This window comes from Curtobacterium sp. NPDC098951 (assembly GCF_044759965.1).
Classification (GTDB): domain Bacteria; phylum Actinomycetota; class Actinomycetes; order Actinomycetales; family Microbacteriaceae; genus Curtobacterium.
This window is the reverse complement of the sequence record NZ_JBIWAG010000001.1, coordinates 341,600-366,690: the sequence shown is the minus strand read 5'-3', so window position 1 is coordinate 366,690 and position 25,091 is coordinate 341,600. Positions and strand designations below refer to the sequence as shown.

At 71.6% G+C, this 25,091-nt stretch carries 21 protein-coding genes; 8 read left to right on the top strand and 13 right to left on the bottom strand.

Annotation, left to right across the window (positions count from 1 at the left end):
- Positions 1-124: 124 nt before the first annotated feature.
- From ACIQUC_RS01690 to dut, 3 genes are read right to left on the bottom strand one after another with little or no spacing between them, the layout of a single operon-like run.
- Positions 125-877, bottom strand: a complete 753-nt coding sequence (locus ACIQUC_RS01690; protein WP_402262516.1) for a DUF3159 domain-containing protein — start codon at positions 875-877, stop codon at positions 125-127.
- 31 nt (positions 878-908) lie between these two features.
- A complete protein-coding gene (locus ACIQUC_RS01685; protein ID WP_022908064.1) occupies positions 909-1,631 on the bottom strand; it encodes a DUF3710 domain-containing protein in 723 nt (240 codons plus the stop codon).
- A complete protein-coding gene (gene dut / locus ACIQUC_RS01680) occupies positions 1,628-2,119 on the bottom strand; it encodes a dUTP diphosphatase (RefSeq protein ID WP_022908065.1) in 492 nt (163 codons plus the stop codon). The genes ACIQUC_RS01685 and dut overlap by 4 nt, the downstream gene beginning before the upstream one ends.
- A 65-nt stretch (positions 2,120-2,184) precedes the next feature.
- On the opposite strand from dut, the gene ACIQUC_RS01675 reads away from it, so the two are divergent.
- The gene (locus ACIQUC_RS01675) at positions 2,185-2,616 is read left to right on the top strand and encodes a DUF3093 domain-containing protein (protein WP_022908066.1); all 432 of its coding nucleotides are present in this window, start codon (positions 2,185-2,187) and stop codon (positions 2,614-2,616) included.
- A 323-nt stretch (positions 2,617-2,939) separates the two neighbouring features.
- Here ACIQUC_RS01675 and ACIQUC_RS01670 read toward each other — a convergent pair whose 3' ends face one another.
- On the bottom strand, positions 2,940-3,239 hold the full coding sequence (locus ACIQUC_RS01670; RefSeq protein ID WP_031263038.1) for a DUF4193 domain-containing protein: 300 nt from the start codon (positions 3,237-3,239) through the stop codon (positions 2,940-2,942).
- Between the two features lie 265 nt (positions 3,240-3,504).
- Between ACIQUC_RS01670 and sepH the strand changes: the two genes are divergently transcribed.
- A complete protein-coding gene (sepH, locus tag ACIQUC_RS01665; protein ID WP_402262510.1) occupies positions 3,505-4,530 on the top strand; it encodes a septation protein SepH in 1,026 nt (341 codons plus the stop codon).
- A gap of 46 nt (positions 4,531-4,576) precedes the next feature.
- Here the strand turns inward: sepH and ACIQUC_RS01660 are convergent, their stop codons facing one another.
- Complete coding sequence (locus tag ACIQUC_RS01660; protein WP_022908069.1) at positions 4,577-5,728, bottom strand: alkaline phosphatase family protein; 1,152 nt, start codon at positions 5,726-5,728, stop codon at positions 4,577-4,579.
- Between the two features lie 26 nt (positions 5,729-5,754).
- Between ACIQUC_RS01660 and ACIQUC_RS01655 the strand changes: the two genes are divergently transcribed.
- Positions 5,755-8,241: a DNA topoisomerase (ATP-hydrolyzing) subunit A gene (locus ACIQUC_RS01655; RefSeq protein WP_402262506.1), complete on the top strand. Its 2,487-nt coding sequence runs from the start codon at positions 5,755-5,757 to the stop codon at positions 8,239-8,241.
- A gap of 494 nt (positions 8,242-8,735) precedes the next feature.
- Here ACIQUC_RS01655 and ACIQUC_RS01650 read toward each other — a convergent pair whose 3' ends face one another.
- Positions 8,736-10,862 (bottom strand): type IIA DNA topoisomerase subunit B, encoded by a 2,127-nt coding sequence (locus ACIQUC_RS01650; protein WP_402262504.1) that lies wholly within the window; start codon positions 10,860-10,862, stop codon positions 8,736-8,738.
- A 168-nt stretch (positions 10,863-11,030) separates the two neighbouring features.
- Here ACIQUC_RS01650 and ACIQUC_RS01645 point away from each other — a divergent pair, with 168 nt between their 5' ends.
- Entirely contained in the window at positions 11,031-11,255 is a 225-nt protein-coding gene (locus tag ACIQUC_RS01645) for a hypothetical protein (protein ID WP_144713499.1), read from the top strand.
- Positions 11,256-11,335: 80 nt separating this feature from the next.
- On the opposite strand, the gene ACIQUC_RS01640 is transcribed toward ACIQUC_RS01645, so the two are convergent.
- The 5 genes from ACIQUC_RS01640 to ACIQUC_RS01620 all read right to left on the bottom strand — a co-directional run bounded on the left by ACIQUC_RS01640 (position 11,336) and on the right by ACIQUC_RS01620 (position 17,234).
- Positions 11,336-12,109 carry a type 1 glutamine amidotransferase gene (locus ACIQUC_RS01640; protein WP_402262500.1) on the bottom strand — a complete coding sequence of 258 codons (774 nt, stop codon included), beginning with the start codon at positions 12,107-12,109 and terminating at the stop codon, positions 11,336-11,338.
- A complete protein-coding gene (locus ACIQUC_RS01635; protein WP_402262497.1) occupies positions 12,106-13,365 on the bottom strand; it encodes a MurT ligase domain-containing protein in 1,260 nt (419 codons plus the stop codon). Before ACIQUC_RS01635 ends, ACIQUC_RS01640 begins: the two co-directional genes overlap by 4 nt.
- A 4-nt stretch (positions 13,366-13,369) precedes the next feature.
- Complete coding sequence (locus tag ACIQUC_RS01630) at positions 13,370-14,656, bottom strand: RNA polymerase sigma factor (RefSeq protein WP_402262494.1); 1,287 nt, start codon at positions 14,654-14,656, stop codon at positions 13,370-13,372.
- Between the two features lie 192 nt (positions 14,657-14,848).
- Positions 14,849-16,168, bottom strand: a complete 1,320-nt coding sequence (locus ACIQUC_RS01625; protein ID WP_402262491.1) for a nitrate/nitrite transporter — start codon at positions 16,166-16,168, stop codon at positions 14,849-14,851.
- A 133-nt stretch (positions 16,169-16,301) separates the two neighbouring features.
- Complete coding sequence (locus ACIQUC_RS01620) at positions 16,302-17,234, bottom strand: proteasome assembly chaperone family protein (RefSeq protein ID WP_402262488.1); 933 nt, start codon at positions 17,232-17,234, stop codon at positions 16,302-16,304.
- Positions 17,235-17,310: 76 nt separating this feature from the next.
- On the opposite strand from ACIQUC_RS01620, the gene ACIQUC_RS01615 reads away from it, so the two are divergent.
- From ACIQUC_RS01615 to sucB, 3 genes are all read left to right on the top strand, one after another.
- Positions 17,311-18,789 carry a leucyl aminopeptidase gene (locus ACIQUC_RS01615; RefSeq protein ID WP_402262485.1) on the top strand — a complete coding sequence of 493 codons (1,479 nt, stop codon included), beginning with the start codon at positions 17,311-17,313 and terminating at the stop codon, positions 18,787-18,789.
- Positions 18,790-18,942: 153 nt separating this feature from the next.
- Complete coding sequence (lpdA, locus tag ACIQUC_RS01610) at positions 18,943-20,316, top strand: dihydrolipoyl dehydrogenase (RefSeq protein WP_402262482.1); 1,374 nt, start codon at positions 18,943-18,945, stop codon at positions 20,314-20,316.
- A 49-nt stretch (positions 20,317-20,365) separates the two neighbouring features.
- The gene (sucB, locus tag ACIQUC_RS01605; protein WP_402262479.1) at positions 20,366-21,886 is read left to right on the top strand and encodes a 2-oxoglutarate dehydrogenase, E2 component, dihydrolipoamide succinyltransferase; all 1,521 of its coding nucleotides are present in this window, start codon (positions 20,366-20,368) and stop codon (positions 21,884-21,886) included.
- Between the two features lie 248 nt (positions 21,887-22,134).
- Here sucB and ACIQUC_RS01600 read toward each other — a convergent pair whose 3' ends face one another.
- The gene (locus ACIQUC_RS01600; RefSeq protein WP_402262476.1) at positions 22,135-22,917 is read right to left on the bottom strand and encodes a hypothetical protein; all 783 of its coding nucleotides are present in this window, start codon (positions 22,915-22,917) and stop codon (positions 22,135-22,137) included.
- Between the two features lie 127 nt (positions 22,918-23,044).
- On the opposite strand from ACIQUC_RS01600, the gene ACIQUC_RS01595 reads away from it, so the two are divergent.
- Positions 23,045-23,773, top strand: a complete 729-nt coding sequence (locus ACIQUC_RS01595; protein WP_402262474.1) for a DUF4191 family protein — start codon at positions 23,045-23,047, stop codon at positions 23,771-23,773.
- A gap of 709 nt (positions 23,774-24,482) precedes the next feature.
- Here ACIQUC_RS01595 and ACIQUC_RS01590 read toward each other — a convergent pair.
- On the bottom strand, positions 24,483-24,950 hold the full coding sequence (locus tag ACIQUC_RS01590; RefSeq protein ID WP_402262471.1) for an RDD family protein: 468 nt from the start codon (positions 24,948-24,950) through the stop codon (positions 24,483-24,485).
- Positions 24,951-25,091 lie beyond the last annotated feature (141 nt).

Below are 25,091 nucleotides of genomic sequence, written 5' to 3'. Positions count from 1 at the left end.
CCGCCTCCCTGGTTGATCGGTGTGCCCCCATCCAAGCGGGGCGCGAGGCGTCCCACCAGCAAGGCAAACCTAAACCCGCCAGCCCGGGAAGGGCCGCGGGAAATGTCTCGATGTCGAGACAACTCTACACCGCGGCGGGGTCGCCCTGACGCTTGAACACCGTCCGGACGAGCAACCAGGTGACCCAGAGCAGCGCGGCGTACAGCGGGACGCCCGTGATGAGCTTGATGCCGGCGAGCAGTTCGACCTGCGCGGTCAGGTAGAGCGGCACCTCGATGAGGAGCCGGATCGCGAAGAGCCCGACCCAGAGCCAGGTGGCCACCGTGAGCACCCGGCGCTTCGCGGGGTCGCGGCGCCAGTCCTGGTGGCTGCCGTCCTCGTTCGGGGGCAGCAGGAACCCGACGACCACGCCGATGAGCGGCTGCCGGATCGCCAGCGAGACGAGCAGCCCGACGAGCCACGCCGCGTTGATGACGATGCCGGGGATGAAGTTGCTCTCGGCCCGGCCGGTGATGAGCGCGAGGCCCGCCGAGATCGCGACGCCGAGGATCCCCGCGAGGCTCATCACGAGGGACTGGCGCTGCAGCAGTCGGAGCACCACGAACACGACGCCGATCGCGACCGGGATCAGGACGCTCGGGACGACCTGCTTCGTGATCGCGTACACGACGAGGAACGCCAGGCCCGGCAGCACGGACTCGACGAGCCCCCGGACGCCACCGATCGCCGCGACGAGGGCGTGCCCGGACGGCGCCTCGCCGGGAGCGACCTTGCCGAGTCCCGTGTTCGCGACGGCGGCGCGCATCTGCTCACTGAACGAGGGCAGCGCGTCGGGCGCGTCCGCGTCGGGACGGGTGGTGTCGTCGTGGTCCGGCACCGTGCCTCCTGGGTCAGATCGCCGACTGCGGTCAGATCGCCGACTGCGTCGACTTCGGCATGTGCAGCGGGATGAGGTCGCGCGGCGGCATCGGCGTGGTCCCGCGGACCACGACGACGCTGCGGAACAGGTCCTCGATCTCGGCCGCGTCGTCGGGCTGCTCGGCGGCCTTGCCGGCGATCACGCCACGCAGGAACCAGCGCGGGCCGTCGACGCCGATGAACCGCGCGGGGCGGGCCCCGTCGGTGACGCCCGTGCCGTCGGAGACGACCGGGACCTGGGCACGGAGCTCGGGGCCGAACGGACCGTCGACCTCGGTCACGACGCCGCCCTGGCGCTCGATCTGGTCCGCGATCTGCCCGCGGATCTCGTGCCACAGGCCCGTGGACCGGGGTGCGGCGAACGGCTGCACCTGCAGTGTGGACTCGTCGTAGTCGAGCCCGACCGCGACGACGCGCTGCGAGCCCTCCTCGACCTCGAGCCGGAGGTGGAGCCCCTCACGCGGCAGGACCTTCACGCCGCCCAGGTCGACGTACGGACGGACCAGGTTCGCCTCGGTCTCGTCGTGCGGGCCGCTCTCGGCACGGTCGTCGGGGGCGGACTTGTCGGTCGGGGCGACCGCGTCGACCTCGTCGAGGTCGGCGTCGGCGTCGGTCGCGATGTCGACCTCCGGCGTCGTGTCGGCCACCTCGACCTCGTCGGCGACGGCGTCCGCCACCTCGACCTCGTCACGCTTGCGTCGGCCGAACTTCATGCGCGCGTTCCTTCCTGAACATCGTCGGCGGTGCCGCTGACGGCACCGCTCCGGTCACCGTAGCCCGACGAACCGAACCCACCCTGGCCGCGGACGCTGTCGGGCAGCTCGTCGACGCGGGTGAACGACACGCGCGGCACCGGCATGACGATCATCTGGGCGATGCGGTCGCCGACGTGCACCTCGTGCGCGGCGGCCTGGTCGGTGTTGAGCAGCGCGACCTTGACCTCGCCGCGGTACCCGGCGTCGACGGTGCCCGGCGCGTTCACGATCGTGATGCCGTGCTTCGCGGCGAGACCGCTGCGCGGCACGACGAAGGCGGCGTAGCCGTCCGGAAGCGCGATGCGGAGGCCCGTGCCCACGAGCCGGCGTTCGCCGGGCTGCAGGACGAACGCCTCGGTCGAGACGAGGTCCGCGCCGGCGTCACCGGGATGGGCGTATCCGGGAGCGTTCTCCCCGGTCCAGAGCACGTCGACTGGTTCGGTCACGTGTCGAGGGTAGTGCAGACCGTGACCGTTCCGTGACCTGGTGTCAGTCGTGGTCGAATGGTGTCGTGACCCTGTACCGCGAACGACTGTGGGCTCCGCCCGTCCTCTACCTGGCGACGGCGCTCGTCATCCCCGCCAGCCTCCTCGTGTTCCTGCCGATCAGCGTGCTCGCGGGCATCCTCGTGGCGATCGGCATGTACCTCGGCGTGCTCGTGCTGCTCTGGGTCCTCGCCCCGACGATCGAGGTCACCGAGACCGAGTTCCGCGCCGGGCGCGCACACCTGCCGCGCGCGCTCGTCGGTGCGGTCGAGGGCTACGAGGGCGCCGAGGCCACCACACAGCGCGGGCCGGCGCTCGACGCGCGCGCCTGGACGCTCTTCCGCGGCTACGTCCGCGGGGTGGTCAAGGTCGAGGTGGAGGACCCGGCGGACCCGACGCCCTACTGGCTCGTCAGCGTCCGCAACCCGTCGGCGGTCGTCGCCGCCCTGCGTTCCTGACCCTGCCCCCGCTCCGGGCGTACCTGCCGGTTCCGGGCGTACCTGCCCGTTCCGGGCGTACCTGCCCGTTCCGGGCGTACCTGCCCGTTTCGGGCGTTCCTGCCCGTTCCGGGCGTACCTGCCGGTTCCGGGCGTACCTGCCCGGAACTTCTGACCAGGTACGCCCGATCCCGCTTCCCATCGCGCGCGTTCTGGGAAGGACCGGCACCACGCGACGGACGGGAGGCGCGGTTCGAGCCCGCCCCGCGCCTCCTGTCCGCCTCGGCGAACGACGACGGCCCGTCACCGCAGCAGGTGACGGGCCGTTCGTGTTCGAGCGTTCCCTAGAGCGCCGCGCACTCCGCGCAGACCGGGCCGAGCTTCGACTCGTGGTCGAGCTGCGAGCGGTGCTTCACGAGGAAGCACTCGACGCAGGTGAACTCGTCGACCTGGGGCGGGAGCACGACGACGTCGAGGTCGACGTCGCTGAGGTCCTGTCCGGCGAGCTCGAAGCTGCCGGGGTTGTCGGAATCATCGTCGACGACCCCCGACATCTTGTCGGGAACGCGCTCCTTGAGGGCCTCGATCGACTCCGAGTCGGAGTTGTCGTCGGTCTTCCGGGGGGCGTCGTAATCGGTGGCCATGCCCATCCATTTCTCGTATCGAGAGGTCGTCGCCGGTGATCGGCGGCGACAGTTTGCACCACGTCTCGCCAGAGCGCAAACCGAGTGTTCCGGCGGGTCGTTCTGGCGCTGCAACCCGTGTACCCGTCCGTCCATTCCCGCTGTCCGGAAACGCTCGCACGGCAGTCCACGGCACGCCCGTGCGCCTCCGCCGGATCGGGTCCGGACGGCTGCATACTCACGGGGTACGAGGCACGACCGTACGCGACGCTCGGAAGGCGGAACCATGCAAGACGTGAGAGTCATCGGGGTGGAGTCCGGCGCACTCCTGCTGGCCACCGACGGCGGGACCGAGTTCCGTCTGCCCGTCACCTCGTCGCTGACCGGTCAGGTCCGGCAGGCGAACCCCGAGTCCGGCCCGCACAAGCGCGTCTCCCCCAAGGACGTGCAGGCCCGGATCCGCGGCGGTGCGGACGCGGCCGAGGTCGCCGCGGCGCTCGACGTCGACGTCGAGTACGTGCGGCGCTTCGAGGGCCCCGTGCTCGCCGAGCGTGCCTTCATCCTCGACGCCGCGCACCGCGTCCCGGTGACGCCGGTGGACGACGAGTCCCCCGACACCTTCGGCGAGGCGATCACCGCCAAGCTCGAGGCCGGCGAGGCGACCGGGATCGCCTGGGGCTCGTGGAAGCACGTCGAGAGCGGCTGGCAGGTGCGCGTGCACTACACCGCCGCCGAGGTCGAGCACGACGCCCAGTGGCGGTTCGACCCGAAGACGTCGACGCTGACGCCGGACAACGGCGACGCCCACCGGCTGTCGCACACCGAGGACGAGGGCATCGCGCCGCGCCTCCGTGCGGTCGAGAACGACCACCAGGACACCGACGGCACGCGGTTCGACTCCGGGGCCTTCCGCGTCGACGAGCCCGACGAGGACGTCACGAACCCCGACGTCCAGGACCGTCCCCTGCGCGCGCCGCTCCCCCGGATCGGTGCCGCCGTCGAGGAACGCGCCCCGGGCAACGAGACCGCCGACCTCCTCGAGGCGCTCCGACGCCGTCGGGGCGAGCGCGAGGCGGCGGCCTTCGGCGAGCAGCCGCAGGACGACGGGCGCCGGACCTCGATCAGCGTCGTCGACATCCCGCTGCAGGGGTTCGAGGACTCGTCCGACACCGCGCCGCAGCCGGACGCCCGACCCGCGTCGGCACCCGAGGCCGAGGGTGGCCGGGTCGACCGCAAGAAGCGGAACCGCCGGTCGATGCCGAGCTGGGACGAGATCGTCTTCGGCACGCGGCCGGACGACGACCCGGCCTGATCGGCACGGAGCCGCCCGGCTCCGGTGTCGGGTGCGGCCCGCTCCGCTACTGCGCGAACGCCCCGGCGAGCCGCAGCGGCACCATGGTCTCCTCGTCGGTCATCGCCCCGTGCTGGCCGATCATGCGCTTCGGTGACTCGCCGGCACGCAGGGCACGGTCGTCGTTGAACGCCCACGACCCACGTGCGACGAGCACGACGTCCCCGATGCGCGGCACGACCTCGTCCGAGACCGCACCGAACCAGCCGGCGGCGATCGCCTCGTCGCGGCTGGCGACGTACGCCTTCTTGCCGTAGCGCGCACGGAACTGCCCGACGAGCGACCGCACGTCGGTGCCCGGCGCCACCGTGAACTGCCGGCAGCGCGGGTCGCCGGCCACCCCGACGACGTCGGTCAGCAGCAGCGGGTCGATCGCGACGTTCTGGTGCTCGGGGACGTCGAGCACCCCGTGGTCGGCGGTCACGACGATCCCCACGTCGGCCGCGGCGCGCTGCTCGAGTCGGGCGAGCTCGCCGTCGAGGAGCTCGAGCGCAGCCGTCCACCGGTCCGACTCCCAGCCGTGCTTGTGCCCGATCGAGTCGAGCTCGGGGACGTAGAGGTACACCAGGGACCTCCCCGCGGCGGTCTCGGCGAGGGCCGCGTCGACGCGCTGGGCGATCGAGTCCGCCGGGGCGTAGCGGGCGCCGCCGAGGACGTTCGCCGTCATCCCCGACGAGCGGTACCGGGCCGGGCCGACGACCACGGGGTCGACGCCGAGCGCCGGGGCCTCGGAGAACAGGGTACTCGCGAGGAACCAGCCGGCCGGCACCTCGTCATCCCACCCGCTCAGCAGGTTCATCACGCGCTCGGTGTCGGGGTTCCAGCCGCTGTACCCGACCACACCGTGCGTGCCGGGCGACCGACCGGTGGTCAGCGTGCTCAGCGCGGCCGCCGTCGTCGTCGGGAAGCCGCTGCGCAGCCGCTTCTTGCCGGCGGCGAGCCAGCGGGCGTGCCCGGCGCGCGCGGCCAGCGCGCCGGCACCGAGGCCGTCGACCAGCACGACGATCGCGGAACGGGCGGGGCGGAGGGTGATCCGCGCCTCCCGTCCGGTGGCACGCAACCACGCGTCGTCCGCAGCGCCGAGCGCGACGAGGCAACTCGGGAAGACGTCGGCGAGGTTCGCGGTGGCGTCGGGGGCCGTCGGTACGCTTGTTCCCATCTCCCCCAGTCTCGCAGAAGGGTGCCATGGCACGCACGGAAGCAGTCGGCCTGCCCGACGGTGAACGCATCGAGGACGTCGACGTCTCCGAGGAGATGCAGGGCTCCTTCCTCGAGTACGCGTACTCCGTCATCTACTCACGGGCACTCCCCGACGCACGCGACGGCCTGAAGCCCGTGCAGCGGCGCATCCTCTACCAGATGGCCGAGATGGGACTGCGTCCCGACCGCGGCCACGTGAAGAGCGCCCGCGTCACCGGGGAGGTGATGGGCAAGCTGCACCCGCACGGCGACGGCGCGATCTACGACGCCCTCGTGCGCATGGCGCAGCCGTTCACGATGCGCGTACCGCTCGTCGACGGCCACGGCAACTTCGGCTCGCTCGACGACGGCCCCGCCGCCGCCCGCTACACCGAGGCCCGGCTGGCCGAACCGTCGATGGCCATGACCGAGGGCCTCGGCGAGGACGTCGTCGACTTCGTCCCGAACTACGACAACCAGATCATGCAGCCCGGCGTGCTGCCCGCGGCGTTCCCGAACCTGCTCGTCAACGGCGCGTCGGGCATCGCGGTCGGCATGGCGACGAACATGGCGCCGCACAACCTCGGCGAGGTCGTCGAGGCGGCGAAGCACCTCCTCATGCACCCGCAGGCCACCCTCGACGAGCTGATGGAGTTCGTCCCCGGTCCCGACCTGCCGTCCGGCGGCACCATCGTCGGACTGTCCGGCGTGCGGGACGCCTACGCCAGCGGGCGCGGCTCGTTCCGGACGCGCGCGAAGGTGAGCGTCGAGAACCTGACGCCGCGCAAGGTCGGGCTCGTCGTCACCGAGCTCCCCTACCTGGTCGGCCCGGAGCGCGTGATCGAGAAGATCAAGGACGGGGTCCAGTCGAAGAAGCTCGTCGGCATCTCCGACGTGAACGACCTGACCGACCGCAACCACGGGCTGCGACTCGTCATCGGCATCAAGAGCGGCTTCAACCCGACCGCCGTGCTCGAGCAGCTGTACAAGCACACCCCGCTCGAGGACGGCTTCGGCATCAACAACGTCGCCCTCGTCGGTGGGTCGCCGCGCACCCTCGGACTGCGCGAGCTGCTCGACGTGTACGTGCAGCACCGGCTGTCGGTCGTCACCCGCCGGTCCGAGTACCGGCTGGCACGTCGTCGCGAACGCCTGCACCTCGTCGAGGGCCTGCTCGTCGCGATCCTCGACATCGACGAGGTCATCGAGGTCATCCGCTCCTCGGACGACTCCGAGGCAGCGCGGTCCCGACTGCAGACCGTCTTCGACCTGTCCGAGGTGCAGGCCGAGTACATCCTCGAGCTCCGGCTCCGCCGGCTGACGAAGTTCTCGCGCCTCGAGCTCGAGGGCGAGCGCGACCAGCTGCTCGCCGACATCGCCGCGCTCGAGGAACTCCTGGCCTCCGACGAGCGGCTGCGCGCCCAGGTGGCGCTCGAGCTCACCGAGGTGTCGGACCGGTTCGCCACCCCGCGCCGGACCCTCCTCACCGAGGCCGACGGCCCGGTCAAGGGTGGGCGCAAGGCCGCGGTCGACCCCGAGTCGCTGCAGATCGCCGACGCCCCGTGCCGCGTGCTGCTCTCGACCACCGGGCGACTCATCCGCGTCGACATCCCGACCTCCGAGCTCGGGATCGTCCGGGTGCCGAAGCGGTCCAAGCACGACGCCGTCCTGTCGTCGGTGGTCAGCTCGGTCCGCGGTCAGGTCGGTGCCCTCACCTCGACCGGCCGCGTGATCCGGCTCTCGCCCGTCGACGTCCCCGCCGTGCCGCCCGCCGCGGTCCGGCTCGACGCCGGGGTCCGGGTGACGGACTTCCTCGGCATCGCCCGCGGCGAGACCGTCGTGGCGCTCGTCGACCTGTCCGGAGCCTCGTCGGACTCCCTCGCGATCGGCACCGTGCAGGGCGTCGTGAAGCGGGTCGTCCCCGGGGCATGGCCGGACAAGCCGGACTTCCCCGCGATCGGCCTGAAGCCCGGCGACGCGGTGGTCGGTGCCGCCCAGGCGCCGGAGTCCGACGACCTCGTGTTCATCACGTCCAACGCGCAGCTGCTGCGGTTCCCGGCCTCGGGCGTCCGCGCGCAGGGGCTCCCCGCCGGTGGGGTCGCCGGCGTCGCACTCGCCGCCGGCGCCTCGGTGATCTGGTTCGGGTCCGTCGCACGCTCCGACGACGCCGTGGTCGCCACCGTCTCGGCGTCCTCCTCGGCGCTGCCCGGCACGGACACCGGGCGCGCGAAGGTCTCGGCCCTGTCTGAGTTCCCGGCGAAGGGCCGTGCCACCCAGGGCGTGCGGGCGCACGCGTTTCTCAAGGGCGAGGACGGGCTGACCGTGGCGTGGGCGGGCATCGCTCCCCCGCACGCCGTCGGGACGGACGGCGCTGCCCGGACCCTGCCGGACTGGCTGTCGAAGCGTGACGGGTCAGGGGCGCCGCTCGACGCCGTGATCGGCACGATCGGCGGGAGCGCCGCGGCGCTCGACGGCACCGCCGGCGAGGCGTAGGGCGGCGCGCGGCGCACGCTCGCCGCGGCGCGTGTCGCTCGCGACCTTTCGCGCTGGGCGACAGTTCACGGGGCTTCGGCCGCGTGAAATGTCGCCCAGCACGTGAGCACGCCGCGCGGGTGCCGCGGGCGCGCGGTCGCGCGGGGGCGCGAGGGCGGGGCGGCCCCGAGACTCGGCCCCGCGGACAGAACTCGCGCTGCCGAGGCACGAAACAGTCCGCCCAGCCGAGTCTCGCGCTCCCGCCCGCTCCGGCAGCCCGGCCCGCCGGCCGCCGGCCCGCCGGCCCGCCGGCCCGACCAACCGTTCGCGCGAGGCGACAGTTCACGGGGCTCCGGCCGCGCGAACTGTCGCCCAGCGCGTGAACACGCGACCACAGGCGGACGGGAGGCGCGGGGCGCCCCGCACCGCGCCTCCCGTCCGCCCCGACGACCCTCCAGGGCACGCCGCAGCGCGCCCGCTACGCGCAGCGCCCCGCGCCCCGCGCCCCGCGCCGCCTACGCGTCGATGCGGTCGCGGTCGAGTCCCTCGCCGGCGAGGATGAACTCCTTGCGCGGCGCCACGTCGTTGCCCATGAGCAGCTCGAAGACCTTCGCAGCGCTCTCGGCATCGGGCACGTTCACCCGCCGGAGCGTCCGGTGCGTCCGGTCCATAGTGGTCTCCGCCAGCTGGTCGGCATCCATCTCGCCGAGGCCCTTGTACCGCTGGATCGGCTCCTGGTACTTCTTGCCCTGCTTCTCGAGCTTCTTCAGGACCGCCTGCAGCTCGGCCTCGGAGTACGTGTACAGCGTGTCGTTCGCCTTGCCGCGGTTCACCACGACGACCCGGTGCAGCGGCGGCACCGCGGCGTACACCCGACCCTGCTCGATCATCGGCCGCATGTACCGGAAGAAGAGCGTCAACAGGAGCGTCCGGATGTGTGCGCCGTCGACGTCGGCGTCGGACATGATGATGATCTTGCCGTAGCGGGCCTGGTCGATCTCGAACGTCCGACCGGAGCCGGCGCCGATGACCTGGATGATCGACGCGCACTCGGCGTTCGAGAGCATGTCGGACACCGAGGCCTTCTGGACGTTGAGGATCTTGCCCCGGATCGGCAGCAGCGCCTGGTACTCGCTGTTGCGGGCGAGCTTGGCGGTGCCGAGCGCCGAGTCACCCTCGACGATGAAGAGCTCGGTGCCTTCGGCGTCCTGCTTGCGGCAGTCGGCGAGCTTCGTCGGCAGCGAGGAGTTCTCGAGCGCGTTCTTCCGGCGCTGGGTCTCCTTGTGCGCCCGGGCCGAGATGCGGGTCTTCATCTCGGCGACGACCTTCTCGAGCAGGGTCGCCGCCTGGGCCTTCTCGGTGCGCTGGGTCGACGTGAGGATCTCGGTCAGCCGCTTCGACACGACCTGGTCGACGATCTTGCGCACCGCGGGGGTGCCCAGGACCTCCTTCGTCTGCCCCTCGAACTGCGGTTCCGGCAGCCGGACGGTCAGCACGGCGGTGAGGCCGGCGAGCACGTCGTCCTTCTCGAGCTTGTCCTGGCCGACCTTGAGCTTGCGGGCGTTCGCCTCGACCTGGGTGCGCACGGCCTTGACGACACCGGACTCGAACCCGGCCTGGTGCGTCCCGCCCTTGGGCGTCGCGATGATGTTGACGAAGCTGCGGAACACCGTCTCGTAGCCGCTGCCCCAGCGCAGGGCGAGGTCGACCTCGCATTCACGCGACACGGACGTCGACACCATGTGTCCCTTGTCGTCGAGCATGGGGACGGTCTCGGTGAAGGTCCCGGTGCCCTGGACCCGCCAGACGTCGGTCACCGCGGAGTCGACGGCGAGGTGCTCGACGAACTCGCCGATCCCGCCCTCGTACCGGAAGCGCTCGATGACCGGTCCCGCTTCGACCTCGGCGCCGGTCGCGACGGCGCGGGCTGCCGCGGCCTCGATCGAGGCGGGCCGTGCGTCGGTGATGGTGATGCCGAGCCCCGGTACGAGGAACGCGGTCTGGCGGGCCCGGCTGACCAGGTCGCTCGTGCTGAACTTGGCGTCCGGGGTGAAGATCTGCCGGTCCGCCCAGTACCGGATGCGCGACCCGGTGACGCCCTTCTTGACCTTCCCGACGACCCGGAGCTCGCTGCCTGAGGTGAACGGGGAGAAGGGTGCGTCCGGACCGATGCCCGCCGCGTCGTCGAACGTGCCGGGCTCGCCGCGGTGGAACGACATCGCGTAGGTCTTGCCGCCGCGGTCGACCTCGACGTCGAGCCGCTCCGACAGCGCGTTCACGACCGAGGCGCCGACACCGTGCAGCCCACCCGACGCGGCGTACGAGCCGGAGCCGAACTTGCCGCCGGCGTGGAGCTTCGTGAACACGACCTCGACCCCGGTCAGCCCGGTCTTCGGTTCGACGTCGACCGGGATGCCGCGAGCGGTGTCGCGGACCTCGACCGAGCCGTCGGGGTGCAGCAGCACGCCGATCTCGTCACCGTGCCCGGCGAGGGCCTCGTCGACCGAGTTGTCGATGATCTCCCAGAGGCAGTGCATGAGGCCGCGGGAGTCGGTCGACCCGATGTACATGCCCGGACGCTTGCGGACCGCCTCGAGCCCTTCGAGGACGGAGAGATGGCGGGCAGAGTAGTCGGAGCTCACCGTCCGATGCTAGCGATCCGCACCGACACCACCGTGCGGACACTCGGACTGGGGACAAGCGATCCGCGCTGAGCGAAATGGGCCCGCGACAATGCACGACTCTCAGGCATCACGTGTTGAAATGGGTGGACCAACCCGCACCCCCTGCGATCCGTGAGGAGCACAGCAATGACCCAGACCGTGCAGGACCTCTCCATCGACGAACTCGGCAGCAACCAGCTCACTGCTGCTGACCGCTGCGACAGCTGCGGCGCGCAGGCGTACATCCGGGCCACCATGGCCAGCGGTGAGCTGTACTTCTGCGCCCACCACGGCGCCGAGTTCAAGGACAAGCTCGCTGCCACCGCGATCGAGTGGCACGACGAGAGCAGCCGGCTCTACGAGTCGAAGTAGCGCGCGCCGACGCGAGCGCTGAACGGACAGGAGGCGCGGTGCCAGCTGGCACCGCGCCTCCTGTCTGTCTGCGGGTCGCGTCAGGCGATCCGCTTGAACGCCTTGTCGACGTACCGGTCGACGGTCGCTCGCGCTTCGCGCGCGTAGCGGTCGATCGTCGCGGTGCGCTCCGGGTCCGGGGCGTACTCGCGGCCGAGCCGCGCGGTGGCCGCGGCGAGGACGCCGTCGGTCAGCTGCGGGTTCAGCGGCAGGATCGGTCCCTGGGTGTGCGTGCCGAACGAGGTCCCGGCGATGGCACCCTCGACGGGCGAGCCCGCCTGGTTGCCGCCCCCGGACACGACCTCGGCGAAGGGCCGGACGCCGGTGCCGAGCTCGATCCGCGTGGCGTGGTCCTCGAAGCCGGCGAGCCCGGTCGAGGCGCCCGGCAGCAGCGGGTAGGCCGTGTCGAGCACGAAGTAGTTCACCCGGCGCTCGGCACCGCGGACGGCCCGGGCGTCGAACACGCCGAAGCCGGTCACGCCGGCACCGTCGGTCGGCACGACCTCGTTCGTGGCGAGGTCGAAGCCACCACCGACCGCCACGACGGGCACACCGGCGGTGGCGAACGCACGGAGCGGGGCACCGATCCGGGCGACGTCGTCGCCGAGGGAGCGCATCGCGCTGAGGGGGCCGTTGCCGATCACGACGACGTCGGCCTCGGTCGGGAGCGCGTCGCCGGGGGCGTACTCGAGCACCTCGGTGGTGATGTCGGCGGTCTCGGCACGACGGACGAGGGCCGCGACGTTGCCGCGGTCGCCCGACACACCCATCTGGCGCGGGTAGACGTGCAGGATGGTCAGCCGGTCGGCCGTCATGCGGTCTTCTCCATGTCCGGGTGGCCGAGGGCCTTGCGGGCGATCATCATGATCTCGTAGTTGACGATGAAGTTCTTCGTCCCCGAGGTGGTCGCGCCGAGCTGCTCCATGTGGCGGATCGCAGCCTCGACGTCGGGCTCGACGCGACCGATGCGGACACCGGCGTGCTCGAGCGCGATCGCGATCTGCCAGGCCTTGTCACCGGACACGACGTCGACGTGGTCGAGCTTCGAGAAGTCGATGTCGTAGATCCACGAGATGTCCGGCGTGCCCTCGTCGATCGCCATGAGCACCTGTTCCGGGTGGTCCGGCAGGGCGTCGAGGTTCAGCTGGAGGCTCGCCGCGTTCTTGAACATCGTGAACTCGGCGGACTCGCCCGCGATCGGGAGTCGCTCGCCACGGCCGTAGGCGGGCTTCATCGTGCCGAAGGCCTTCGTGACGGCGTCGGCGCGGAACTGCGTGCCGAGCGCGGCACTCGCCGTCGCGGTGGCCGCAGCGGCGTCGACCGCGTAGTGCAGGCCACGTGCGGGCAGGCGCACCGGGATGTCGGCGCCGTCGAAGCGGATCGTCGCACCGTCACCGGTGTTCACGACGACCTCGGACTCGGCCGGGTTCGGCTCGGCGTCCTGCCGGTCGAAGTCGTCCGCGTTCTGCAGGCCGTTCGGCGCCGCGGCCACGACCTCGGAGCTCGCGCCGAAGCGCAGCACCCGCTGGCCGGTCCGTGCGACGTAGGCGTCGAGGAACTGGTCGTCGCGGTTCGTGATGACGTTCGCGGTGGACAGCGCCGCGGTGTCGAGCATCATGTCGGCGACCCGCTCGGTCTCGAAGAACCGGTAGAGCTGGTCGACCTGGACGTTGAGCATCGTCACGGTGGACGGCGACAGGATCCCGGCGAGCTCGACCGCGAAGGCCTCGTCCACCTCGAGGATGCCGATGTCCGCCTTGAGCTTGCCGGTCAGCGACACCTCGGAGAGGAGCGCCGAGGCGATGCCCTGCGGCAGGTTCGCACCGGACGGGTTCGTGAAGACCCGCAGCCCGTGCGCCCGCACGATGTCGGAGATCATGTGCGTCGTCGTCGACTTGCCGTTCGACCCGAGCACGAAGACGACGCCGTTCGGGAACTGCCTCGTGACGTGCTGGAGGAAGTCCGGCACCAGCTTGAGCACGATGAACCCGGGGTAGGCGGACCCTCCGCCCCGCGCACGGGCGAGGGCGCGGAGGATCCGCCCGACGAGGATCGGGATGACGAAGCGCATCGGCCTACTCGAGGTAGTCGCGCAGCGACTGCGACCGCGACGGGTGGCGGAGCTTCGCCATCGTCTTGGACTCGATCTGGCGGATGCGCTCACGCGTCACGCCGAACGTGTCACCGATCTGGTCGAGGGTCTTCGGCTGCCCGTCACCGAGGCCGAAGCGCATGCGGATGACACCGGCCTCGCGCTCGGACAGGGAGTCGAGCAGGCTCTCGAGCTGCTTCTGCAGCATCGTGAAGCCCACCGCGTCGGCCGGCACGACCGCTTCGGTGTCCTCGATCAGGTCGCCGAACTCCGAGTCGCCGTCCTCACCCAGCGGGGTGTGGAGCGAGATCGGCTCGCGGCCGTACTTCTGCACCTCGACGACCTTCTCCGGGGTCATGTCGAGCTCGCGGGCGAGCTCTTCCGGAGTGGGTTCGCGACCGAGGTCCTGCAGCATCTGGCGCTGGACGCGGGCCAGCTTGTTGATGACCTCGACCATGTGCACCGGGATGCGGATCGTGCGGGCCTGGTCCGCCATGGCGCGGGTGATCGCCTGCCGGATCCACCAGGTGGCGTACGTCGAGAACTTGAAGCCCTTGGTGTAGTCGAACTTCTCGACCGCACGGATCAGGCCCAGGTTGCCTTCCTGGATGAGGTCGAGGAACTGCATGCCGCGACCGGTGTAGCGCTTGGCGAGCGAGACGACCAGACGGAGGTTCGCGCCGAGCAGGTGCGACTTCGCACGCTGACCGTCACGGGCCACCCAGCGCAGCTCGCGCTCTTCCGGCTTCGACAACCCGGTCGAGTGCTGCAGCTTGTCCTCGGCGAACAGGCCGGCCTCGATGCGCATCGCGAGCTCGACCTCCTGCTCGGCGTTGAGCAGCGCGACCTTGCCGATCTGCTTGAGGTAGTCCTTCACCGGGTCCGCGGTGGCACCGGTGATGGTCGTGGAGTAGACCGGTGCCTCGTCGTCGTCGGACTGCGAGATCACCAGGGCGCCGGCGGCGACCGCTGCTGCGGCGTCCGGCTTGGTGTCCTTGTCGTCCGTCTCGGTGTCGGCCTCGTCCGTCGCTTCGGCGTCGGCCTCGACGACCGGGGTCTCCTCGTCGATGTCCTCGTCGTCGTCGGACTTCTTCTTCGCCTTGGTGGCGGCCTTCTTCGGTGCGGCCTTCTTGGCGGTGGTCTTGGTGGCGCGCTTCTTCGGCGCGGCCGTCCCCTCGGTCTCGGCGGCGTCCGCCGTCGCACCCTCGGGCGCAGTGTCTTCCGAAGGGGTGTCCTTCGTGGGATCGATCGTCGTGCTCCGGGCAGCCATGCGATCACCTCTCTCGTCGTGCCACGTTCGTGGGGTCGTGGCCTCCCTCGCCACCCAGGGCTCGCGCCGCGCTCTCACGCGTCATCGGGTCCTACCGTTCCGGGCAGCACTAGGACCCATGTCAAGTCCCCCGGTCTCTGCGGCGCACTGGAGTGCTCCGAGACACAGGAGGCCCGAACGGGTCCGACCTCATTATTGCACGCTCCGCTTCCGCAGGCGTGCAACCAGTGCAACCCAGAGCGGCCCCACCCGTATTCCGTCCTGGGCGTGCAGGACCCGACGCGTGCGACGACGGGCGTGCAGGAGCATCACGACGCCGATCCCGACCACGACGTACTGCACGGTGAGCGCCAGTCGGAAGTTCGTCCAGGCGAAGACGGTCTGCCCCGACGCGGACGACGCCAGGTCGAGGACGGTGCCGATGAGGAACATCATCACGAACGCGGCGAGGAAGCCGCCGACGTTCACCACGCCGTTCGCCGACCCGAGCGACCCGACCGGGTTGAAGGACCGCGCGAAGTCGAACCCGATGAGCGACCCCGGGCCGCCGATCCCCATCACGACGACGAGCACGACCAGCAACCACGTCGGCGGTTGGCCGGGCCACACCAGCACGGCGGTCCACACCACCGCGAGGGACACGACGATGCCGAGCACCAGGTTCGACCGCCGGAGCGGGAACCGGGCGCACAGCACGCCGAGCACCGGACCGGCGACGAAGCCGGTGACGACGATGACGGTGAGGAAGCCGGCCGCCTCGGACGGCGAGTACCCGAGCCCGCGCAGCATCGGGACACCCCAGAGCAGCGAGAACACCGTGCCGGAGGACTGGGTCACGTAGTGCGACCAGAACCCGAGCTGCGTGCCCGGGCGACGGAGCGCGTGCCCGAAGGTGTGGAACGCGCCCCGCCAGGTGTGCGGCAGCGGGATCGTGTCGGTGCGGACCGGGACCGGACCGTTCCGCACGAAGACGAAGGCGAGGACGAGCCCGACGGCGCTCGCGGCCGCGGCGACACCGAACGCCGGGGACCACCCCGCGGTGTGCAGGAGCACGGCGAACGGGAACGCCGACAGGACCTGCCCGACCTGCCCGAGGTTGCCCGTCCACTGCGAGATCTGCGGCAGGATCCGCCCGCTGAACCACATCGGGACCAGGCGGATCACCGAGATGAAGGTCATCGCGTCGCCGGCGCCGACGAGCACCCGCCCCGCGATGGCCGGTCCGATCGTCGGCGACACCGCCACGACGGCCTGGCCGACGACGAGGAGTGCGGCCCCCAGCAGCACGAGTCGACGGGGGCCGACCCGGTCGAGGGCGATACCGACCGGGATCTGGAGCCCGGCGTAGACGGCGATCTGCACGACCGCGAGGGTCGACAGCACGGCCGCCGACACCGCGAAGCGGTCCTGCGCGTCGACACCGGACACCCCGAGCGAGGACCGCTGCACCACCGCGAGGACGTACGCGAGCACCGCGACGCCCCACACGAGGAAGGCGCGGCGGGAGTTCACCCGACCAGGCTACCGGGGGCGGCACCGCCGCCAGGACGGGCTGTGGAGAACGTGCCGAGCGGGGCGGACGCGGGTCGTGCCTCCCGTCAGGACGGCCTGGAGGCGCGGGTCGCCCCCGTCGGGCCGGTGCGGCTCAGTCGGTCCCCGCGTCGCCCTCCGGGCGGCGGTCGGCCAGGAAGCGTTCGAGTTCCGCGGCGATCGCGTCGGCCGTCGGGACCTGTCCGTCGACGCCGGTGAGCGGCGAGGCGATCGGGTTGCCCTCCATGTACGTGTCGTGCCGCTCCTCGAGCACGCCGACCAGGCGCTGGAGCTCCTCGTTGCCGGCGACCTGCTCGTCGACCCGGGTGCGGAACTCGCGGCCCTCCTCGCGGAGCTCGTCGGACGGGAAGATGAGGCCGGTCGCGGCAGAGATGCCGGAGAACGCCGCGACGGCGGCGTCCGGGAACTCGGTGTCCGACAGGTAGTGCGGGACGAGCAGGACGAGCCCCGTGACCTGCTCGCCGAGCTCGGACAGCCGGTGCTCGACGAGGTGCAGGACGTTCGCCGGCGCCTGGGTCTCGGGCTTCCACACGCTCATCTGCTCGACGAGGTCGGCGCGCGTGCCGGAGACGGTGAGGCTGATCGGGCGTGTGTGCGGGACGGGCATCGGGATCGACTGCACCCAGGTCGTGTCCGCGACCTGCAGCCGGGCGGCGAGGTCGGTGACCGCGCGGACGAACCGGTTCCACTGGAAGTCCGGCTCGTAGCCCGAGAGGAACAGGAAGGGCTGGCCGATCTCGTCGCGGACCAGGTGCAGCCGGAGCCGCGGCGGCTCGACGGCGGCGATGTGGTCGTGCTCGAACGTGATCACCGGGCGACGAGCGCGCCAGTCGAGCAGGACGTCCGGGTCGAACTCGGCGACGAGCTCCGTCTCGAGGTCGTCCAGGACCGCGGACGTCACCTGCGCCACGGCCGAACCGGCGTCGGCGAACCCGGTGAGTCCGGCGACCAGGTGCAGCCCCTCGGGGACGGTCGGTGCGTCCTCGGCGAAGGTGTAGAGCTCCTCGGGGTGGTTCACCGTCCCCATGCTAGGCGGGGCGCGGCACTCCCCCGGTGCGGCTCGACCACGCCGACAGCGAACACCTGCTGGATAGGGTTGTCGCATGGTCCGACCGACGCTCTCCACCGACTCCTCCGCTCCCGCCTCGATCTCCGCCGACGTCCTCGTGCTCGGTGTCCGACCGGGTACCGACGGCGCACCCGCGACCATCGCGCCGCCCGCCACGACGCCGTTCTCGGCGCTCGACGACATCGACCTCGCGGCCATCGGCGCCACCGGGGCGAAGGACCAGCTCGTCCGCGTCCCGGCCGTCGGCGTCGACGCGCAGGGCATCGCGCTCATCGGCCTCGGCGCTGCGACCGACGCCGCCGCCGTCCGTGCGGCGGCCGGCAGCGCCGTCCGCCAGCTCCCGCTCGTCTCCTCGATCGCCCTCGCGCTCCCGACCGACACGGCCGAGCTCGTCGACGCCGCGCTCGAGGGCGCCGCGCTCGGCGCCTACTCCTTCACGCGCCACAAGGGCACCGGGACGACCGGCCCGACCCGCGGCGACCAGCAGGTGACCGTGCTCGCGCCGTCCGCCGCGGCCGACGCGACCGTCCGCCCGGCGATCGTCGCCGACGCCGCCACCCTGGTGCGCGACCTCGTGAACACCGCCGCCGGCGACCTCGGCCCCGCCGACGTCGCCGACGTCGCCCGCGCCCAGGCGGACGGTCTCCCGCTCACCGTCGAGGTGCTCGACGAGAGCGCGCTCGAGGAGCAGGGCTTCGGCGGCATCCTCGGCGTCGGCCGCGGCTCGGAGCGCCCGCCGCGCCTCGTCGTCGTCCGCTACGCGCCGGAGTCGGCCACGAAGCACCTCGCCCTCGTGGGCAAGGGCATCACGTTCGACTCGGGCGGCCTCTCGCTGAAGCCCGCCGCCTCGATGCTCGGCATGAAGACCGACATGACCGGCGCCGCCACCGTCCTGGCCGCGACCGTCGCGGCCGCGCGGCTCGGACTCGACGTCCGCGTGACCGCGTGGCTGTGCCTCGCCGAGAACATGCCCTCGGGCTCCGCGACCCGGCCGGGCGACGTCCTCACGCTGAAGAACGGCAAGACCGTCGAGGTCACGAACACCGACGCCGAGGGCCGCCTGGTCCTCGGTGACGGCATGGCCGCGGCGTCGCTCGAGCACCCGGACGCCATCGTCGACGTCGCGACGCTGACCGGCGCGCAGGTCGTCGCGCTCGGTGACCGCACGACCGGGCTCATGGGCAGCGACGACCTCGTCGCGCAGGTCCGCGCCGTCGCCGGAGCCGTGGGCGAGCCGATCTGGCCGATGCCGCTGCCCGAGGAGCTCGACGCCCGACTCGCCAGCGACGTCGCCGACATGGTGAACGCCACGGTCGGCAACCCGGCGGGCGGCATGCTGCTCGCGGGCAAGTTCCTCGAGCGCTTCGTCGGCGAGGGCATCCCGTGGGCGCACCTCGACATCGCCGGTCCGTCCGAGCACAAGGGCGGCGGCTACGGGTGGCTCGGCAAGGGTGCGACGGGGGTCATGGTCCGGACGCTCATCTCGCTCGCAGAAGAGCTCCAGGCCAAGTAGTAGGTTTGACTCCGGCGGGGCAGTGCGCTCGGCGTGCCCCCGCCGGAACCAACGGGACGGGACCGGAACCATGCGGTCCGACCGTCGGACGCCGCCGCCGCGGTGTCCAGTGGGGTCCGATCGACCCCGACACGCACGAGGGAGTTGCACCAGGTGACGGAACAGACTTACGACGTCGTGGTCCTCGGTGGCGGCAGTGGTGGGTACGCCGCTGCGCTCCGGGCCGCCGAGCTCGGGATGAGCGTCGCGCTCATCGAGGGAGACAAGCTCGGAGGGACGTGTCTGCACCGCGGCTGCATCCCGACGAAGGCGCTGCTGCACGCGGCCGAGGTCGCCGACGCGACGCGTGACGCCGAGAAGTACGGCGTCGTCGCCGAGTTCGCCGGCGTCGAGGTCCCGAAGGTCATCGAGTACCAGCAGGGCATCATCACCTCCAAGTACAAGGGCCTGCAGGGCCTCATCAAGGCGCGCGGGATCACCGTCGTCGAGGGCTGGGGGCGCCTCACCTCGCAGAACACCGTCCAGGTCGGCGACCAGACGATCACCGGCAAGAACGTCGTGCTCGCGACCGGGTCGTACTCGAAGTCGCTCCCCGGCCTCGAGATCGGGGGTCGCGTGATCACCTCCGAGACCGCCCTGCGCATGGACTACGTGCCGAACAAGGTCGTCATCCTCGGTGGTGGCGTCATCGGCGTCGAGTTCGCCAGCGTCTGGAAGTCCTTCGGTGCCGAGGTGACCATCGTCGAGGGTCTCCCCCACCTCGTCCCCGCCGAGGACGAGTCGATGTCGAAGCAGCTCGAGCGCGCGTTCCGCAAGCGCGGCATCGAGTTCTCGCTGGGTGTCCGGTTCCAGGGCGTCGAGCAGCACGAGAACGGCGTCGTCGTGACGCTCGAGGACGGCAAGACGTTCGACGGCGACATCCTGCTCGTCGCGGTCGGCCGTGGCCCCGTCACGCAGAACGTCGGCTACGACGAGGTCGGCGTCGCGATGGACCGCGGGTTCGTCACCACGAACGAGCGCCTCGCCACGAACCTCCCCAACGTGTACGCCGTCGGCGACATCGTGCCGGGCCTGCAGCTGGCCCACCGTGGCTTCCAGCAGGGCATCTTCGTCGCCGAGGAGATCGCCGGGCTCAACCCGGTCGTCATCGAGGACAAGAACATCCCGAAGATCACCTACTCCGACCCCGAGGTCGCGTCGGTCGGTCTCTCGCAGGCCAAGGCCGAGGAACAGTACGGTGCCGACAAGGTCGACTCGTACGAGTACAACCTCGCCGGCAACGGCAAGAGCCACATCATCGGCACGTCCGGTTCGGTCAAGGTCGTCCGCGTGGTCGACGGTCCGGTCGTCGGCGTCAGCATGATCGGTGCGCGGGTCGGCGAGCTCATCGGCGAGGCACAGCTCGCCGTCAACTGGGAGGCCTACCCCGAGGACGTCGCGCCGCTCGTCCACGCGCACCCGACCCAGAACGAAGCGCTCGGCGAGGCGTTCCTGCACCTCGCGGGCAAGCCGCTGCACGCCCTGTGAACACCATGACAACCACCACGAACCACCCCTGCGAAGAGGAGTCCACCCGATGAGCGAATCCGTCAACCTCCCGGCGCTCGGCGAGAGCGTCACCGAGGGCACGGTGACCCGATGGCTGAAGAACGTCGGTGACCGGGTCGAGGTCGACGAGCCGCTGCTCGAGGTCTCGACCGACAAGGTCGACACCGAGATCCCGTCGCCGATCGCCGGCGTCGTGGAGGAGATCCTCGTGCAGGAGGACGAGACCGTCGAGGTCGGCACCGCGCTCGTGAAGATCGGTGACGGCTCCTCCGACGGTGGTTCCTCCGACGGTGGCTCCACGGAGTCGGACGAGTCCTCGAACGAGGCCGCCGCTGACGAAGAGCCCGAGGTCGCGCCGAGCACCGAGCAGGAGTCCGAGACCCCCGCCCCGGAGCCGACCGAGCCCGAGCCCACCCCCGCCGGCCAGACGCAGCCCGCCGCGCCCCAGGCGCCGTCGGCTCCGCCCGCCGCCGCCCCGGTCCCCCAGGCCGCTCCGGTGCCGCCGCCCGCCGCCGCCCCGCCGGCAGCGGTCCCGGCTCCGGCTGCCGCCCCCGCACCGGCCGCTGCGCCGGCCGCGTCCGGTGGCTCGACCGCCAGCGCCTCGGTGCCGAACCCGAGCCAGGACGCCTCGGCCTCCGGCTACGTCACGCCGCTCGTGCGCAAGCTCGCGAACGAGCAGGGCGTCGACCTCTCGACGGTGACCGGCTCCGGTGTCGGTGGCCGCATCCGCAAGGAAGACGTGCTCGCCGCCGCTGAGGCCGCCACCAAGGCCCCGGCCGCCGGTGGTTCCGCCGCTGCTGCCCCCGCCGGTCCCTTCGTCGCCGAGGTGTCGCCGCTGCGCGGCACCCGCGAGAAGATGACCCGCCTCCGCAAGGTCGTCGCCGAGCGTGCCGTGCAGTCGATGACCTCGACCGCGCAGCTCACCAGCGTCGTCGAGGTGGACGTCACGAAGGTCGCGCAGTTCCGTGACGCGCACAAGGCCGAGTTCCTCGAGAAGACCGGTTCGAAGCTCTCCTTCATGCCGTTCTTCGCCCTCGCTGCGTCCGAGGCGCTGAAGGCCCACCCGAAGATCAACTCGACGGTGGAGGGCGAGGAGATCGTCTACCCCGAGACCGAGAACGTCTCCATCGCCGTCGACACCGAGCGCGGCCTGCTCACGCCGGTGATCAAGGACGCTGCGTCGCTGAACCTGGCGCAGTTCTCCCAGTCGATCGCCGACCTCGCCGAGCGCACCCGCAACAACCAGCTCAAGCCGGACGAGCTCGCGGGTGGCACGTTCACGCTGACCAACACCGGTTCGCGTGGCGCGCTGTTCGACACCCCCGTGGTGTTCCTGCCGCAGTCGGCGATCCTCGGCACAGGCATCGTGACGAAGCGTCCGGCGGTCGTGAAGGTCGACGGCCAGGAGGCGATCGCGATCCGTTCGTTCGTCTACCTCGCGCTGTCGTACGACCACCGGATCATCGACGGTGCGGACGCCTCGCGCTACCTCGTCGCGGTGAAGAACCGCCTCGAGGAGGGCAACTTCGGCCCGAACCTCGGGTACTGAGCCCGGCGCTCGTCGACGTCAGGACGGCCCCGATCCCTCGTGGATCGGGGCCGTTCCCCGTTCCGGGCACGGCGTGCTCGTGGTGGTGTATCTGGGTGACGGTGCCCGGCTGGTGGTGCCCCTGGCCTGGGCCTGGGTCTGCTGTCTCTGGGCGTTGGTGTGCCCGGGCGGTCGGATGCCCGGGCAGTCGGATGCCTGGTCGGTTCGATGCCTGGTCGGTCGGACGTTCGGTCGGTCGGACGCCCGGTTCAGCCGATGGTGAACACCGCCGCGGCCGTCAGGCCCGCCGCGACCACGACCCCCACGAGCGCGCGGCGGAGCGGGAGTCGTCGCCCACGTCCGATCGGCACCCCGCGTTCGACGAGCTCACCGAGCACCGCCCAGGGCGACGCCTCGGTTCTGGACACCGCGCGTTCGGGCAGGCCCACGAGCAGGTCGTGGACCGGCGGGTCCCAGCGGACCGGCCGCGGCGCCGCTGCGGCACGGACCACGGCCAGTGCCTCGATCACCGCCGCCGATTCGCCGTCGAGCGCCGCGGCCAGGGCCTCGTCGATGCGAGGACGCTCGTCCGAACGTGCGTCGGTCCGTTCCCACACCAGCCGAGCCGCGAGCACCAGGAGCCGCGCACCGTGCTCGTCGGATCGCCGGACTCCGTCCGACCCAGGAGGTCGATCGCACAGCACGACGGCGCCGGCATCGTCGACGAGGACGTCGTCGAGTCCCGCCGAACCGATGCGCACCGCGCCGGTCCGCTCGGCCACCGCGAGTTCGAGGAGCGGCACCGTCAGCGTGACGGCGACGCCGGTCGTCGGGGTACCGACGATGTCGAGCGCAGCGGCGAGGACCGTCCCTGGCGGCCGGAGCACGTCCACCGCGAGACGTCCGTCCGGCAGCCGCCCGACGTCGACGACCGGCGCGAGGTGGCGGGCCGCGCGGTCTCGGGAGACAGCCGCACGGTCCGCGAGCCACGCCAGGAACGCTCGCTCGTCGGCCACGGCGCACCACCGGTCGTGATCGGTCATCGTCTGCATGTCGAACAGCCTCGTCGGGACCGGTCGCCCGCGGTCGGGCGGGACACCGTTCTGTGGAGAACCCCGTTCGCCCACAGCCGGACCGACGACGGTCCTCGGAACTCGACGCAGGCCGTATCCTGGTCGCATGGCACGCAGCAGTTCACAAGGTACGGCGGCGAAGGAGCCGGGTCGTCTCAAGCAGATGTACCAGGTCTTCACGATGACCCGTCGGGCGGACCCGAGCTCCGTCTGGTGGTTCGCACTGGCATTCGTCATCCCGGTGGTCCTGGGCGTCCTGCTCGCACTGCTCCTGCCCGGACAGAACTGGCTCGCGATCACCCTCTGGATCGTCGCGGGCGTCCTGCTCGGCGTGCTGCTCTTCCTGATCGTCCTCGGCCGGCTCGCCGAGCGCGCCGCCTACTCGCAGATCGAGGGGCAGCCCGGCGCCGTCGGTGCCGTCCTGTCGAACTCGCTCCGTCGCCAGTGGCGCTCGAGCGAGATGCCCGTCGCGGTGCACGGTCGTTCGCAGGCCGCGGTCTACCGGGCCGTGGGTACCCCGGGGGTCGTCCTCATCACCGAGGGCCAGCGCGGCAACCTCAACCGCCAGGTCGACGAGGAGCGCCGCAAGGTCCAGCGCATCGTCCCGAACGTGCCCGTGCACGTCGTGCACGTGGCGAGTGGCGCGGACGACAAGGCTGACGACGCCGTCACGCTGCACAAGCTCCCCCGTGCGATGAACAAGTTCAAGAAGGCACTCAACCGCAACGAGGTCCTGGCGGTCGCGAACCGGCTCGACTCGCTCACGCAGAGCCCCGCCGCGTCGATCCCGAAGGGCATGGACCCGATGCGTGCCCGCGCCGGCCGTCCGCGCTGAGCGACTCCCCCGTCCACCGAGAACGCCCCCGACCGTGCCAGGTCGGGGGCGTTCCGCGTGCGGGCTGCGTGGTGGAGTCGGCTCTGGACGCGGCGAGGCTCGGCTCGGCTCGGCTGGGCTCGGTCCGACTGACGGCGCACGGTGCCGGTCACGCCAATCCGTGCGAGGTTGGCGGCACCGTGCGAGCCTGCAGCGCCGCACCGAGCGAGCAACCTCGCACCAGCCGAACAACCACGCACCGTGCGGCTCCGGCCGACGGGCTTCGTCGCACGCGGCGCACGGTGCGGGCCACGCCAATCCGTGCGCGGTTGGCGGCACCGTGCGAGCCTGCAGCGCCGCGCGGAGCGGGCAACCTCGCGCCGGCCGAACAACCACGCACCGTGCGGCACCGGCCGACGGGCCCCGTCCGGCGCAAAGCACGGTGCGGGTCACGCCAATCCGTGCGAGGTTGGCAGCACCGTGCGAGCCCGCAGCGCCGCACCCAGCGAGCAACCTCGCACCAGCCGAACAACCACGCACCGTGCGGACAGAACACCGTGCGGACAGACCGCCCCGCGCCCCCGCACTTCGCGCCTCCGCGCCCCGCACCGTGCGGACAGAACACCGTGCGGACAGAACACCGTGCAGACTGAGCGCGCCGGCGCGCCGCCCCGCGCCTCCGCCCCGCACCGTGCGGACGGACCGGCCCGCACCACCGCGCCCCCGCGCGTCAGCGCCGGACGAGCACCGTGCCCGCGATCCGGTCGTGCGCCCCGCGACTGTCGCGGTCGATGATCAACGCCGGCACGACCAGGCAGAGCAGCAGCGTCCGCACCACGGGCCGCCAGACCCCGACGTACCCGCCGCGCATCGGCACCACCCGGAGCCCGACGCAGATGTGCCCGAACGACCCGGACAGCAGGCAGATGAACAGGATCTGCAGCGCCGCGAAGATCGCGATCTGGATCCACGAGTGCGCGATGTCGCCGGAGCCGTTCACGGGCGACCACACCCCGGTCACGTACGACACGAGGTCCGCGAGTGCACCGTCGATGAGCAGGGCCACGACGCGACGGCCGATCCGCCCCACGCTGCGCGGCCCCTCCTCGGGCAGACCGAGGTCCTTCCCCGGCCAGCCGTCCGGGTGCCCCGATCCCCCGGAGGACGACGCGGACGACGAACTGGTGCTGCGGGCCATGCCCCAAGCGTAGGCGAACCGGTCGACGTAACACGCACGAAACAATCCAGTCATGTCCGGGAAACCCTGTGTCAATAGCCTCGTCGGAGGGTGCACCCGCGGCACCTCCACATCACCCAAACCCCCAGGAGATCGACACAC

Coding starts and splice junctions, on each gene's coding strand:
- ACIQUC_RS01630 (WP_402262494.1), bottom strand. CDS start 14,656: ATGGCTGCCCGGAGCACGACGATCGATCCCACGAAGGACACCCCTTCG.
- sepH (WP_402262510.1), top strand. CDS start 3,505: ATGCAAGACGTGAGAGTCATCGGGGTGGAGTCCGGCGCACTCCTGCTG.
- ACIQUC_RS01670 (WP_031263038.1), bottom strand. CDS start 3,239: ATGGCCACCGATTACGACGCCCCCCGGAAGACCGACGACAACTCCGAC.
- ACIQUC_RS01590 (WP_402262471.1), bottom strand. CDS start 24,950: ATGGCCCGCAGCACCAGTTCGTCGTCCGCGTCGTCCTCCGGGGGATCG.
- ACIQUC_RS01620 (WP_402262488.1), bottom strand. CDS start 17,234: ATGGGGACGGTGAACCACCCCGAGGAGCTCTACACCTTCGCCGAGGAC.
- ACIQUC_RS01635 (WP_402262497.1), bottom strand. CDS start 13,365: ATGCGCTTCGTCATCCCGATCCTCGTCGGGCGGATCCTCCGCGCCCTC.
- ACIQUC_RS01640 (WP_402262500.1), bottom strand. CDS start 12,109: ATGACGGCCGACCGGCTGACCATCCTGCACGTCTACCCGCGCCAGATG.
- sucB (WP_402262479.1), top strand. CDS start 20,366: ATGAGCGAATCCGTCAACCTCCCGGCGCTCGGCGAGAGCGTCACCGAG.
- ACIQUC_RS01685 (WP_022908064.1), bottom strand. CDS start 1,631: ATGAAGTTCGGCCGACGCAAGCGTGACGAGGTCGAGGTGGCGGACGCC.
- ACIQUC_RS01655 (WP_402262506.1), top strand. CDS start 5,755: ATGGCACGCACGGAAGCAGTCGGCCTGCCCGACGGTGAACGCATCGAG.
- ACIQUC_RS01600 (WP_402262476.1), bottom strand. CDS start 22,917: ATGCAGACGATGACCGATCACGACCGGTGGTGCGCCGTGGCCGACGAG.
- ACIQUC_RS01595 (WP_402262474.1), top strand. CDS start 23,045: ATGGCACGCAGCAGTTCACAAGGTACGGCGGCGAAGGAGCCGGGTCGT.
- ACIQUC_RS01615 (WP_402262485.1), top strand. CDS start 17,311: ATGGTCCGACCGACGCTCTCCACCGACTCCTCCGCTCCCGCCTCGATC.
- ACIQUC_RS01660 (WP_022908069.1), bottom strand. CDS start 5,728: ATGGGAACAAGCGTACCGACGGCCCCCGACGCCACCGCGAACCTCGCC.
- ACIQUC_RS01645 (WP_144713499.1), top strand. CDS start 11,031: ATGACCCAGACCGTGCAGGACCTCTCCATCGACGAACTCGGCAGCAAC.